The following is a 12,836-nucleotide window of genomic DNA, read 5'->3' as shown; positions in this document are numbered from 1 at the left end:
AAAATGAACAAGACAGTCAATATAAATCTAGCAAACGTACTCTTCCACATCGATGAGGATGCGTATACAAAAATGCGACGTTACCTAGAATCGGTAAAACGATCATTCGCAAATACCCCGGGCAGTGATGAAATCCTAGCAGATATCGAAGCAAGGATCGCGGAACTCTTTCATGAGAAACTAGCTGACGAGAGACAGGTAATCACGCAAAAAGAAGTGGACGAAGTTATCTCGATTATGGGGCAACCTGAAGACTATATGGTCGATGAGGATATCTTTGAAGACGAGCCTCGACCTAGAACCGAGCCAAGAAAATCCAAAAAGCTCTATCGCGATATAGAAACCAAGTATATCGGTGGTGTATGTTCCGGATTGGAGCACTATCTAGGCTTCGATGCACTTTGGATACGCATTATCTTTATCTTACTTGGCGTATTTACCGGCTTTGGTTTCATCGCCTACATTCTTCTTTGGATTCTGGTTCCTGAAGCGGCTACCACATCGCAAAAATTGGATATGAAAGGTGAAGCCGTTAACATTGACAATATACAGCGAAAAGTAAAGGAAGGCTTTGATGATGTTGCAGACAAAGTAAAAAACGCCGACTATAGTAAAGTAAAGAGCACGGGTAAGTCGTTCTTTGATACTATAGGCGATATCATCATGTTCTTTTTCAAGGTGTTCGGAAAATTTATCGGTATCCTATTGATTATTATAGGGGCGGCAACTATCATAGGGATGTTCGTAGGTCTATTGACCGTAGGTACTTTGGATTGGTTTCATCTACCTGGCTTAGACGGCGCTATCAATAGCATAACAGGAGCCCCGATATGGTTGATATCACTCTTGGTGTTCTTTGCCGTGGGTATTCCCTTCTTCTTTCTACTCTACTTAGGGTTGAAGATTTTGGTTTCCAACCTAAAGTCAATCGGCAACATTGCAAAGTTTTCGCTTCTTGGCCTATGGTTGATCTCAATAATAACCTTGATCGTTCTTGGTGTTCGTGAGGCGGCCTCCCACGCTTTCACCGGTAGCGTAAGTAGTGAAACTCCTCTATACCTTGAAAATGAATCGGATACCTTGAATTTCGAATTGGCTTCCTCCGAATTCTATGACAGTGAAGAGCATATTCGTATGAACGACATGATCTTGATCTATGATGATGAGGGTAAACCCACCCTGCAATCTGAAGATGTACGGTTCAATATAAAGAAAACAAATGATACTGTGGTGCTGATATCCGTTCGCAAAGAGGCCAATGGACCTTCTTTTCAAGAGGCCCGACAAACGGCAGAGCGCATAAACTATGGATATACCCAACGCGGAAACACCGTATATTTTGATAACTACCTGACGACACAAGACCAAAGCAAGTTCAACGATCAAGAAGTTCGGGTCAATCTATATCTTCCTGAGGGGCAGCATATCGCATATAATCCTTCGAACAGAAGAAATTGGACCATTCGAGCGCAGACCGACAAGGCCATTTCAAGCTTGGAGGACTATTTGTGGAAAATGCGGAATGATGGAGTTCTGGAATGCCAGAATTGTCCCGATGAATTCGAGGAGGATGCCGAAGATGGGGATAATCGCATTCGGATCAACGGAGAGGGTATCGATATCAATATCAACGATGAAGACGGCGAATCCTTTAAAATGAAGATTAACGAAGATGGAGTCCGTATCAAAGCAAAGGACAATGACGACGAAAAAGTGGATATTAATATCGACAGTCAAGAGAATGTTATAAAAATCGAGGCTCAAGACGGCGATACGACCATGAGGAAGACAATCAGCAAAAATTAGACGACGACAATTCAGTAGATATAAGCAACAGTTCAGCTCAAAGTTTTTAATTCAAACAACAATAAACAGCACCTTTACCATCAATTAAGAAACAATCTAAAAACAATCATCATGACAACACTAGCAAGAATAGCAATCGCCGTAGTAGTATCCATTTTTTTATCATCCTGTGGGTTTGATATCCAAATTGGGGATTTCGGAACCGGAAAAAGAGGCAACGGAAATGTAGTAACGGACACTAGATCTACTTCAGAAGGGTTCACCAGGGTTTCGGCTTCCGAAGGCCTAATGGTCTATGTAACACAAGCCGATGAGTTCGCCATAGAAGTCGAAGCCGATGAAAACATCATCGATTTGATCCGAACGGATATTAAAAATGGAAAACTACGTATTCATGCAGAGGAAAATATCGGTTCTGCAACAAAGAATATTTATGTATCCTTACCAAAAATCACAGAACTTAGAGCGTCTAGTGGTTCGCATTTAGAAACCAAGAATACCGTGAACGCCAACGAACTTGTCGTTGATGGAAGTAGTGGCGCAATTTTGGACGTTGACCTCGTCGCACAAGAGCTTGAACTCGATGCAAGTAGCGGGGCCAATGTAGATGTTGATGGCCGTGCCGATACGGCAGATGTAGACGTAAGTAGCGGAGGTAACATCAACGCCAAGGATCTTGAGACCAGAATCTGCACAGCTGATGCCAGTAGTGGAGGAAATGTAAAGATTCAAGTTTCCGAATCCTTGATGGCCGATGCCAGTAGTGGCGGCAATATTTCGTATTCAGGTGACCCCGATGTGGAGAAAAAGAAAAGTGTCTCAGGTAGCGTACATAAATATTAAATCAAAAAACCACCCAACACAAGAACGCCCGTTGAATTCTCGACGGGCGTTCTTTTTTTATTTTCCCTTTACATATCTTAGTCGAAACAATTATTCGCATGCAACTTGTCCTAAAAAAATTCACGCTAAAACTAAAACACACCTTTAGCATTTCGAGAGAATCGCATGATTTTCAAGATACCCTCATCGTTTCCCTCTCCGAGAATGGCCAAACTGGCTATGGCGAAGCTACTTCGAACCCGTATTACGGTGCGACCGCCGAGCAAATGATAGCGGAAATAAGAAGTATAGAAAAAGAGCTAAACAACTATGCGTTTACCGATCCGTTGCAATTTCACTCCTTTATTACCAAAATGGGATTGTCGAATTTTGCGATTTGTGCCTTAGACCTAGCGGCACATGATCTGTATGGAAAACTTAGGGGCAAACCCCTATACCAAATCTGGAATACGTCCATTTCAAAGTACCCTACGACCAATTATACCATTGGATTGGATACCGTGGAAAAAATGAAAGCCAAAATATTGGAGAAACCTTGGCCCATCTATAAAATAAAATTAGGCACCGAAAATGATGTCGCCATTATTAAAGAGCTCAGAGCGATTACAAACGCTGTTTTCAGAATTGATGCGAATTGTGCCTGGAGCGCAAAAGAGACGATTTTCAATGCTCCCCTTTTAAAAGAACTTGGCGTAGAATTTTTGGAGCAACCCTTGAAAGCGGATGACTGGCAGGGCATGGAGCAGGTCATGCATCATAGTGTATTGCCCGTTATCGCTGACGAAAGTTGCATTACAGAAGAAGATGTGGACAAATGCGCCCTCCATTTTAACGGCATTAATATCAAGCTAACAAAATGCGGAGGCCTCACTCCTGCTCTTCGCATGATCGCAAAAGGAAAAGAGCTCGGACTTAAGATTATGGTGGGCTGTATGACGGAATCTACCGTCGGTATTTCGGCCATCGCACAATTATTACCGCAATTGGACTATGTGGATATGGATGGGGCGCTATTGCTTTCAGAAGATATTGCCGAAGGTGTTCGAATCACTGCGCAAGGAAAAGTCATTTTTCCCGAACTCGGCGGTAGTGGTATAACGCTTACAAAATGAATTATTCCATAGATTCTTTTCCTGGGAGGGAACTGCATATTTCGGGAAAGCGCTTTCTCTATTTTGGAGGAACATCCTATCTAGGATTACAGACCGACCCGAACTTTCAGAACATGTTTATTGAGAATGTCAAGCGCTATGGCACAAACTACGGGGCTTCAAGGAAGGCGAATATTAAGATCCCCATCTTTGATCAGGCCGAAAAAGTCTTGACAACCCTATCGAGCAGCGAAGCCTGCACTACCCTATCATCAGGATTCTTATCAGGACAATTGGTTGCCCAACACTTCAATACTGACTATTATAGTTGTTGGTATGCCCCCAACACACATTCCGCTCTACTACAAAAGGAATCCGTACCTTTTAAAAACCTTCATGATTTGTTCGAGCAAATGGAGCAAACCCTAGCGAACAAAACGCCAGTGCTGTTTTTAGATGCCGTAGATACTACGGAAGCCTGCTACCCAAACTTTAGTGGTTTACGAGACTTTAATTTAAATCACGTAATTCTAGTAGTCGACGATTCACATGGTATCGGCATTATGGGTCAACAAGGTGGAGGAGCCTATCAAATCTTAAAAAAAATGAATCCTAAAGAAATAATCGTCTGTTGCTCTTTGGGAAAAGGGTTCGGAATACAAGCCGGAGCTATCTTCGGAACCCAAACACGCATAGACCAATTGAAAAGTACCGATGTATATGGTGGTGCTAGTCCAGCAGCGCCAGCGGCACTTGCTACATTGATAGCGGCTCGACCTCTTTTCAAGACAAAACTAAAGAAACTAAAGGCAAACCTTCGTTTGTTCCAATCACGGATAGGGGACAAACTTCATCGATTTCAGTTTCTTGAAGAACATCCCGTCTTTTCATTTGAAGATATTGAATTCGTTGAATTTTTAGAGGAGAATGGAGTGCTCGTCACCAACTTCAAGTACCCAAACGAGCAAGGTGTGCTCATGAGTCGAATTGTCATTTCTGCGGTTCATACCCAAAAAGACATCTTATTCCTATCTGATTTGGTGAATTCCTACAAATAATTTGAATTTCAAAACATAATACTTTTTATTTTTTCATATCATTAACTTAAGGTGTTGTTTATTGCTAATCTGTTAAAATTTTTGTAACTTTTTAGTATTCAATTGATAACGCTAAAATACTATGACCATGAAAAAAATACTATCACTGCTGGTGCTGACACTGATTCTGGTATCGGCCACCGATTTTAAATCAAATCAGCCTGACGCCTTTCATTCTATTGAGGGAACATGGGAATTAAAAAGCTTTTACAACTATGATGGGGAAAATGTCACGGATACCGTCATGGCCTCTGACGGTTATAAACAGGTGAAAATGTACTACAACGGTAAAATTATGTGGTCTCGTTATGTACCAAAGGACAAAGTAGCCCGATTCGGTTACGGATCTTACAAAATCACCAACGATCAATTGATAGAAACCATTGAATTCGGCGATAATGAAATGATGAGTGCACTTGATACCATGCGGGTTTTCACCTTTGAACTAAAACTTGATGATGATACCTACAGCCAAATAAGTCATGATGAAGAAGGTAATAGAACCTTTTCCGAGAACTATTCAAGGATCGATTAGTTGATACAATCGATTACAAAAAAACCCGCTAGGGTACCCTAGCGGAGTTTTTTTCAATATTACACTTCTTAGGAAACCTTTTCCGCGGTTTCAACAGTAGCCAAGTAACGTTCGGCATCCAATGCCGCCATACAACCGGTACCTGCAGCCGTAACGGCTTGTCGGTATTCTTTGTCCTGGGCATCACCACTTGCGAAAACTCCTGGCTTATTGGTTTTGGTCGACTTGCCTTCCGTAATCAAATACCCCGTCTCATCCATATCGAGTTGACCTTTAAAAATATCGGTATTCGGTTTATGGCCAATGGCAATAAATAATCCTGTTATGGCGATATCCTCTTTCTCACCAGTTTGGTTATTGACCATTCGTAGCCCTTCAACAACCTGATCGCCTAGAACCTCATCGACTTCGGTATTGTACCGAACCTCAATATTCTTTAGGCTGTTCACACGGTGTTGCATGGCCTTGGAAGCCCTCATATGATCCTTACGGACCAGCATTGTTACTTTGTTGCAGATATTCGCTAAGTATGACGCCTCTTCTGCCGCCGTATCTCCCGCACCGACAATAGCCACATCTTGGCCCTTGTAGAAAAAGCCATCACAAACGGCACATGCCGATACGCCGCCACCTCGCAAACGCTGCTCGCTTGGGATTCCCAAGTATTTCGCCGTTGCTCCTGTCGAAATAATAATGGTTTCGGCCTCTATTTGCTTGGATCCATCCACCGTGGCCTTGTGAATTCCCCCTACCTCGTCACTCAACTCAACTGCGGTAACCATTCCAATACGAACCTCGGTTCCAAAACGTTCCGCTTGTTGCTGCAATTGTACCATCATGGTGGGACCATCTATTCCTTCTGGATATCCAGGAAAATTATCGACCTCCGTGGTCGTGGTCAATTGACCTCCTGGTTCCATACCTGTATACACCAAAGGTTTCAAATCGGCTCTTGCCGCATATATGGCTGCGGTATAGCCCGCAGGGCCAGAGCCTATAATCAGTGTTTTTACTCTTTCAATACTTCCGGACATAATCTCAGTTTTATGCTAAGCAATACTTAGCCTCTATTAAGTAAGTGTTACGCTTCTAACCTTACAAAAGTAGATGTTTTAACAAAAACCTTACAGCTAAGTTATCAACAGTATCTCAAGGATTGAGATTGTTCTTGAACGATATTGATAAATGACCTTGGCCTGATTATTGCTAAAAATTGAGTGCTTTCCATTAGGGTCTTGTAGTACCAAGTTGGAAGGTGGATCAATGTTAAAAAAAAATGCTGTTGATAGGTTTTAACACATTTTAGTGAAGGATATCTTACTTTTACCTCCCGATATGGAACGGAGTAGCTAATTGTAGACAGGAGATAAGGAAGTTTTGTCAAGTTCAAAAATTGATAAGAAACACATTATTAACATGCAAGCAAAGAAACTAAGAAGTATCGTAGTAGATGACTCTGCGGTTCAACGATTGGCTGTGAGCACACTCATTGCCAACCATCCAGATCTAGAACTTATCGTTCAGTACAAAGATGGTTTCGAAGCCCAAAAAAAGGTAAATTCAAAGGAGATCGACTTGGTTTTCCTTGACGTGGAAATGCCTATCCTAGATGGTTTTGAATTCATAGAATCAATGGAGCACCCGCCTCAGGTGATTTTGATAACCGGTAAGCCCGGATATGCGCTCAAAGCATTTGATTACAACGTAACCGATTATCTTCTTAAACCCATTACGAAAGACCGTTTTGATGATGCCATTAAAAAGGCGTTGGTCCGTGCGGGTGAAAAATCGAGGTCCAAACAGGAGGAAGAACATATTTTCGTGAACAGTAGCCTGAAGAAAGTCAAGGTGGTCATTAGCGAAATCAAGTGGATCGAAGGACTTGGCGATTATATCAAAGTAGTTACCGAAGATGCGAACATTCTCGTGCTTTCCACTATGAAAGCCTTCATAAAAAAGTTACCCGAAAACCAGTTCTTACGTATTCATAAATCGTATATCGTGAACTTGAACAAGGTGCAGCAATTCAGCAGCGCCCTTGTAGAAGTGGGAGGACAACAAATTCCTCTCAGTAGACACAAAAAGGAAGAGCTGGAAGAGGCATTGACCAACTCGGACTAAAGGATATCTTTACAGACAAGTCGTTCCACCACTAGGGGCTACTTCGAAGGCTTCCAAGTGTATATTGAATTTTTCGAGATACGCTTTTGAAGCATGTTCCACGAATTCATCTACAACAGCCTCGTGAACCAAATTCAAAGTGCAACCGCCGAAACCTCCACCGGTCTGACGCGCGCCTAAAACGCCAGGGTTGTCTTTCGTATGCGCTACCAAAAAATCGGATTCTGGGCAGCTTACTTCATAAAGTGCACTAATACCATCATGTGCCTTGTATAAAATTTCACCTACAGCCTTTAGATCGTTCGCCTTAAAGGCTTCGACCATATCAAGCACCCTTTTATTTTCATCGATAATGAAAGAGCAACGATTGTACACCTTCTGCCGCATCTTATCGCGGTGGGCTTCTAGCATCGTACGGGTCACATCGCGTAAGGAATTGACTTGTGGGTGGCTTTCTTTGATAAGGGACACTCCTTCCTCACATTCTTGTCTTCGAGTGTTATATTCACTAGAGGCAAGATTATGTGACACCTTGGTGTTCAACATAATAATCCTGTAAGGAGCTATATGAATCGGAATGTGTTGGTAGTCCAAGGATCGGCAATCTAGAAGTATAACAGTACCTTTCTTACTCATCACTGAAGCGAACTGATCCATGATACCACATTGGGTTCCCACATAATTATGCTCGGCTCGTTGCGATAGCTCTACAAGGGTTATTTTGGATAACTGTAAATCGAATAGTTCATTTAAGCCGAAGGCTAGACCACATTCCATCGCAGCCGAAGAACTCAATCCGGAACCCAAAGGCAAGTCGCTTTCGATCGTACAATCGAATCCCTTTACCTTATCCGTTAGCATTGCAATCTCATATAAAACCCCTAGCACATAATTGTGCCATTCGGTTTCACTGATTTTAAGTTGGTCTAAATCGAACGAAAAGCCCTCATAACCTAAAGAATAAACATTACACCGGCTAGGGCTACCGTTCTTGGCCAATTTAAAGGTAATCTTATTCCCTATGGCAGTGGGCAATACATATCCCAAGTTATAGTCCGTATGCTCTCCGATGAAATTGATTCGACCGGGGGAGGCTATTGTAAGTTCAGGGGTGAAATTTTCTAAAAACTGCATATTATTCTCTTGTATTCCCAAACATTTCAGGAGTGACAACGGTTCTAAACCCTAAGTGCTCTTGCGCAGAATCAAGACTAGTAGCCATTCGGGCAGATATTCGATAGCTTGCACAATACGATGCGCTACACAAAAAAGAACCACCTTTGATTACCCTTTCACGGGCATATGGATCTCGTTCATTATAAGGCACCTCCGCTCCGGTAGGGTTGATCAAAACGTTTCCGCCTTGCTTCGTTTGTTTGTAATAATCGGTATTGTACCAATCATTGGTCCACTCCCAAACATTACCAGCCATATCATAGAGTCCGTAATCATTTGGTGGATAAGATCCGACATCGGCTCTTAACTCAAAGCCGTCCGCTTTTGTATTGTTCACAGGAAAATTACCATTCCAAGTATTTGCCATTTTGGCTAGGGTACTATGATCATCGCCCCAAGAAAAGGTTTTGTTCCTCTGATTTCCACGGGCTGCCCGCTCCCACTCCGCTTCAGTGGGCAAACGCCTTCCGGCCCATTGGCAATACGCCATGGCATCATCATAAGAAATGTGCACTACGGGATTATTCTCTTTTCCCGAAAGATCACTCCCTGGTCCATGGGGTTGTTTCCAATTGGCTCCAATCTTCCATTCCCACCATTGTGAAAAATCATAAAGATTGGGCACGGGGTTCTTGGTCTTTTTAAAAACCAATGAACCCGGTTGCATGATGCTATCATGGGGTTTCGCCGTACCTGCGGGAAGTTGTTTCTTCATTTCCTCCCAATCGATTTCCCGTTCGGCGACGGTTACATACCCCGTTTCGTCAATGAATTTTTTGAAATCGGCATTGGTCACCTCGTGGACATCCATAAAAAAACCGTTTACGGTTACAGGAATGGCGGGATTTTCGTGCCCCATCGCCATCTCATCATGGGAAACGGCTCCTTGCTCAAAAGTCCCACCAGGAATCCAAACCATTCCTTCGGGAGCTTTGATATCTTGAGGGGGATCAACAAGAATAGGAGCTGTAGGTGTTCTCTCGGTCGATACCGCCTTAACCTCGGAACCAGAATTCGGAGTTTGGTCTTTTTGCGTGTTCTTACAGGCAAAAATCAACGATAGTGCGAAAAGAAAATGTGTAGATCTTCGTATAATCTTCATGAAACGATTCCTAAATGGAGCGCGTAAAGTTAGCTTATTTTTCGGTTAAATTGCCGGTCTCCAACAAGGGGATCTTAAAGTTCTCCAATACAGGTGACTCCCTTTCTTGACGGAATATTTTTGAAGCCTTATCAATAATTTCAGGGTGCGCCTCCGCGACATTTGTTTTTTCCGTAGGGTCATCCTTAAGGTTGTAGAGCTCCAACGTTGGTTCTTCTTCGTTTTTCAGATTTTGGCGTACAAGTTTCCAATCCCCCATCCGCAAGGCTACTTGACCCCCATAACTAGGAAACTCCCAATACAGAAAGTCGTGTACCTCTTGAGATTCCGTTGATAAAAGTGTGGGCAACAAACTGATTCCATCCGTATGTTCAGGGACCGTATACCCTGCTACCTCGGCGAAGGTGGCCAACATATCATAATGCGCTGAAATATGATCGCTTCTAGTTCCAGCCTTTATCTTGTCGGGCCAAGAGGCGATCATGGGCACTCTGATACCCCCCTCATACAAAAAGCCCTTGCCTCGACCATATTCCCCTCGGAAAGGCTTCGCACTTTCAAAATATTCCGGATCAGCTCCACCAGCATAGCTAGGGCCGTTATCGGAAGTAAAAACGATTAATGTATTCTCATATATTCCCGCATCTTTCAATTGCTGTACCAACTTACCGATATTCTCATCTAAATAAGAAACCATCGCCGCGTAGGCTGCGTGGGGGGTCTTATGTGGAAAATAACCTGAGCCTGCTTTCTTCCCAGCCAAATAGGGTTCTTCAGGCCCTAATTTTTTGCGGTAGTGATCTACCCACCGCTTTGGTGCTTGCAAGGCCACATGTGGTATTGGTGTTGCCCAGTACAAAAAGAAGGGACGTTCCATATTCGAATCCACAAAATCCGTGATTTCCTTGAACATCAGATCCGGACTGTACTCATTTAAATTGAAATCGGCATAACTAGCGTCATCATTCGGGTCTAGACCTTCGTCGAGGGGCGTGTTCGGTGCGATGGTGTCATTCTGTAGATGAACGCGATTTCTATTCTTGTAAAGATGTAAAGGGTAATAGGTATGTGCCTGACGTTGACAGTTATATCCATAGAAAAAATCGAAACCCATGTCATTGGGAACGGACTTCGTATGTGGGGCACCTAATCCCCATTTACCGACGATACCCGTGGTATAGCCTACTTCTTTCAAGTGATCGGCCATGGTAACGGTAGCGTCCGGCATCGCACCTTGACCTTCCAAGGTGGAATCTTTGGCCATTGCGCGATAGTTCCATACGTCACCCCGTTCGCCCCATTCACTATTACTCCGTATATACGCATGGCCCGCATGTTTACCGGTCAGCAACATATGCCGTGCCGGCGCACAGACCGGAGCACTGGTGTAATGTTGGGTGAACAACATACCTGATCGGGAAAGCGCATCGATATTTGGGGTCTCTATGATTTTTTGCCCGTATGCCCCTACTTCGGCATAGCCCAGATCGTCGGCCAAAATATAGATAATATTGGGTTTTCTGTTTTCGGAAATCCCTTCCTTTGGAGCTTCGTCTTTACATGCTAAAAAAAGCGTTCCTGCCATTAGCAGGAACACAATCTGTTTCGTTGTTATTTCCATGAATTATAATACGGTGGTTTTACCTGGTGTGGGAATCGCGTACATTCCATCTGCATTGGGTTGAACCGGTGCCGGGGAATCCCAGGAGAGTTGGTCGGGAACCAAGGCTAAATTGGATGCCATAGCTTCGTCCCATTTCACCACTTTTCCAGAATAGGTCGCCATTCGACCTAAAATTGCGGACATCGTACTTTTTGCCCCATTTTCGCCATTCGCGATGACATCACCGTTTCGAATGGACTCAAACAATTTGACATGTTCTACCTCATAAGGATTGGGATCTTCCTTTCCTCGGTGTTCAAAAATCGTATCTCCGTTCCAACCTTTTATGTCCACATTGTCACCAGCAGTTGAAACCGTACCCTTAGTTCCTTGGAAGAACTCGGAGACCCTCCGCATCGTGTCAGGTTGATGACGACATTGGCTGGCAATGACGGCGCCGCTGGGATACGTGAATTCCACAAAATGATGATCGAATATCTCGCCATGGTCTTTACCATTGCGAACCTGACGACCTCCCATGCCTTGAGCGGAAATAGGGTACTCACCAATAAACCAATTCGCTACATCGATATTGTGAATATGTTGTTCCAATATATGATCTCCACAAAGCCAATTGAAATAGTACCAGTTGCGCATTTGATACTCCAGCTCCGTTTGGCCCGGTTGGCGTTCACGAACCCAGACCCCGGCACTATTCCAATATACTTGGCCGGATACTATTTTACCGATACTGTCTTTTTTCACATGATCAATGGCCGCCAGATAACTATCCTGATAGTGGCGCTGAAGTCCCACCACAACGTTCAATTTCTTTTCTTTTGCTATTTTGGCCGACGCTAATACCTTTCGTACCCCAGGTACGTCCGTAGCGACCGGTTTTTCCATAAAAACATGTTTTCCATTTGCGATAGCGTACTCAAAGTGTTGGGGTCTAAAACCTGGAGGGGTTGCCAATATCACCACATCGGCGAGGTCCATGGCCTTCGTGGCCGCATCAAAGCCGACGAACTGGTTTTTTTCCGCCACATTGACCTTCTTCGTTTCGCCCATAGCCTTGGAAATGTTCATCAAACTACCTTTCAAACGATCTTCAAATGCATCCGCCATGGCCACAAGTTCGACGTTTTCATCTGCATTTAAGGCCTGAACGGCTGCTCCGGTTCCACGACCACCGCAACCGACAAGGGCGATTTTTAATTTCTTGTCATTAAACACATTGACCATTCCGTTCATCTGCATATTCGGCAGCAACATAGCACCTCCTGTAAATAGGGCTGATTTCTTTACAAAGTCCCTTCTTGATTTCAGTGATTCTTCTCTAGCGTTCTTATTCTCCATGATTGTATCGTTGTATCTTTTTTAATGAAATTGGTTCTGAAGTGGTTTCTAAGGTAAAAAGAAAAAACCATTTCTTGGGTATTGCTATTTTGAATTTTCCATT

11 protein-coding genes are annotated in these 12,836 nt (G+C 43.4%); 6 read left to right on the top strand and 5 right to left on the bottom strand.

Annotated features, from left to right (window positions below; genetic code table 11):
* The first annotated feature begins 3 nt into the window (after positions 1-3).
* From ACKWCA_RS10025 to ACKWCA_RS10005, 5 genes are all read left to right on the top strand, one after another.
* Positions 4-1,806, top strand: a complete 1,803-nt coding sequence (locus ACKWCA_RS10025) for a PspC domain-containing protein (RefSeq protein ID WP_413978058.1) — start codon at positions 4-6, stop codon at positions 1,804-1,806.
* Positions 1,807-1,917: 111 nt separating this feature from the next.
* On the top strand, positions 1,918-2,649 hold the full coding sequence (locus ACKWCA_RS10020) for a head GIN domain-containing protein (protein ID WP_413978057.1): 732 nt from the start codon (positions 1,918-1,920) through the stop codon (positions 2,647-2,649).
* A 98-nt stretch (positions 2,650-2,747) separates the two neighbouring features.
* Positions 2,748-3,761, top strand: coding sequence for a dipeptide epimerase (locus ACKWCA_RS10015; RefSeq protein ID WP_413978056.1), 1,014 nt, complete (start codon positions 2,748-2,750; stop codon positions 3,759-3,761).
* Positions 3,758-4,798, top strand: coding sequence for an aminotransferase class I/II-fold pyridoxal phosphate-dependent enzyme (locus tag ACKWCA_RS10010; protein ID WP_413978055.1), 1,041 nt, complete (start codon positions 3,758-3,760; stop codon positions 4,796-4,798). Before ACKWCA_RS10015 ends, ACKWCA_RS10010 begins: the two co-directional genes overlap by 4 nt.
* Before the next feature lie 127 nt (positions 4,799-4,925).
* The gene (locus tag ACKWCA_RS10005) at positions 4,926-5,372 is read left to right on the top strand and encodes a hypothetical protein (protein ID WP_413978054.1); all 447 of its coding nucleotides are present in this window, start codon (positions 4,926-4,928) and stop codon (positions 5,370-5,372) included.
* 68 nt (positions 5,373-5,440) lie between these two features.
* Here the strand turns inward: ACKWCA_RS10005 and trxB are convergent, their stop codons facing one another.
* A complete protein-coding gene (trxB, locus tag ACKWCA_RS10000) occupies positions 5,441-6,406 on the bottom strand; it encodes a thioredoxin-disulfide reductase (protein ID WP_413978053.1) in 966 nt (321 codons plus the stop codon).
* A 382-nt stretch (positions 6,407-6,788) separates the two neighbouring features.
* Here trxB and ACKWCA_RS09995 point away from each other — a divergent pair, with 382 nt between their 5' ends.
* On the top strand, positions 6,789-7,493 hold the full coding sequence (locus ACKWCA_RS09995) for a LytR/AlgR family response regulator transcription factor (RefSeq protein WP_413978052.1): 705 nt from the start codon (positions 6,789-6,791) through the stop codon (positions 7,491-7,493).
* Positions 7,494-7,502: 9 nt separating this feature from the next.
* Here the strand turns inward: ACKWCA_RS09995 and galK are convergent, their stop codons facing one another.
* The 4 genes from galK to ACKWCA_RS09975 are packed head-to-tail and all read right to left on the bottom strand — an operon-like array spanning position 7,503 to position 12,733.
* Complete coding sequence (gene galK / locus ACKWCA_RS09990; protein ID WP_413978051.1) at positions 7,503-8,627, bottom strand: galactokinase; 1,125 nt, start codon at positions 8,625-8,627, stop codon at positions 7,503-7,505.
* Position 8,628: 1 nt separating this feature from the next.
* Positions 8,629-9,771: a formylglycine-generating enzyme family protein gene (locus ACKWCA_RS09985; protein WP_413978050.1), complete on the bottom strand. Its 1,143-nt coding sequence runs from the start codon at positions 9,769-9,771 to the stop codon at positions 8,629-8,631.
* Positions 9,772-9,805: 34 nt separating this feature from the next.
* Positions 9,806-11,392: an arylsulfatase gene (locus ACKWCA_RS09980; protein ID WP_413978049.1), complete on the bottom strand. Its 1,587-nt coding sequence runs from the start codon at positions 11,390-11,392 to the stop codon at positions 9,806-9,808.
* Positions 11,393-11,395: 3 nt separating this feature from the next.
* On the bottom strand, positions 11,396-12,733 hold the full coding sequence (locus ACKWCA_RS09975; RefSeq protein WP_413978048.1) for a Gfo/Idh/MocA family protein: 1,338 nt from the start codon (positions 12,731-12,733) through the stop codon (positions 11,396-11,398).
* Positions 12,734-12,836 lie beyond the last annotated feature (103 nt).

Source organism: Maribacter corallii, from assembly GCF_047345415.1.
In the GTDB taxonomy this organism is placed as follows: domain Bacteria; phylum Bacteroidota; class Bacteroidia; order Flavobacteriales; family Flavobacteriaceae; genus Maribacter_C.
This window is presented reverse-complemented; position numbering and strand designations above follow the sequence as displayed.

Excerpts from the sequence above, each read along its gene's own strand:
- ACKWCA_RS10025 (WP_413978058.1), top strand. The coding sequence starts at position 4 with ATGAACAAGACAGTCAATATAAATCTAGCAAACGTACTCTTCCACATC.
- ACKWCA_RS10015 (WP_413978056.1), top strand. The coding sequence starts at position 2,748 with ATGCAACTTGTCCTAAAAAAATTCACGCTAAAACTAAAACACACCTTT.
- ACKWCA_RS09995 (WP_413978052.1), top strand. The coding sequence starts at position 6,789 with ATGCAAGCAAAGAAACTAAGAAGTATCGTAGTAGATGACTCTGCGGTT.
- ACKWCA_RS09985 (WP_413978050.1), bottom strand. The coding sequence starts at position 9,771 with ATGAAGATTATACGAAGATCTACACATTTTCTTTTCGCACTATCGTTG.
- ACKWCA_RS10005 (WP_413978054.1), top strand. The coding sequence starts at position 4,926 with ATGAAAAAAATACTATCACTGCTGGTGCTGACACTGATTCTGGTATCG.
- ACKWCA_RS09980 (WP_413978049.1), bottom strand. The coding sequence starts at position 11,392 with ATGGAAATAACAACGAAACAGATTGTGTTCCTGCTAATGGCAGGAACG.
- trxB (WP_413978053.1), bottom strand. The coding sequence starts at position 6,406 with ATGTCCGGAAGTATTGAAAGAGTAAAAACACTGATTATAGGCTCTGGC.
- galK (WP_413978051.1), bottom strand. The coding sequence starts at position 8,627 with ATGCAGTTTTTAGAAAATTTCACCCCTGAACTTACAATAGCCTCCCCC.
- ACKWCA_RS10020 (WP_413978057.1), top strand. The coding sequence starts at position 1,918 with ATGACAACACTAGCAAGAATAGCAATCGCCGTAGTAGTATCCATTTTT.
- ACKWCA_RS09975 (WP_413978048.1), bottom strand. The coding sequence starts at position 12,733 with ATGGAGAATAAGAACGCTAGAGAAGAATCACTGAAATCAAGAAGGGAC.
- ACKWCA_RS10010 (WP_413978055.1), top strand. The coding sequence starts at position 3,758 with ATGAATTATTCCATAGATTCTTTTCCTGGGAGGGAACTGCATATTTCG.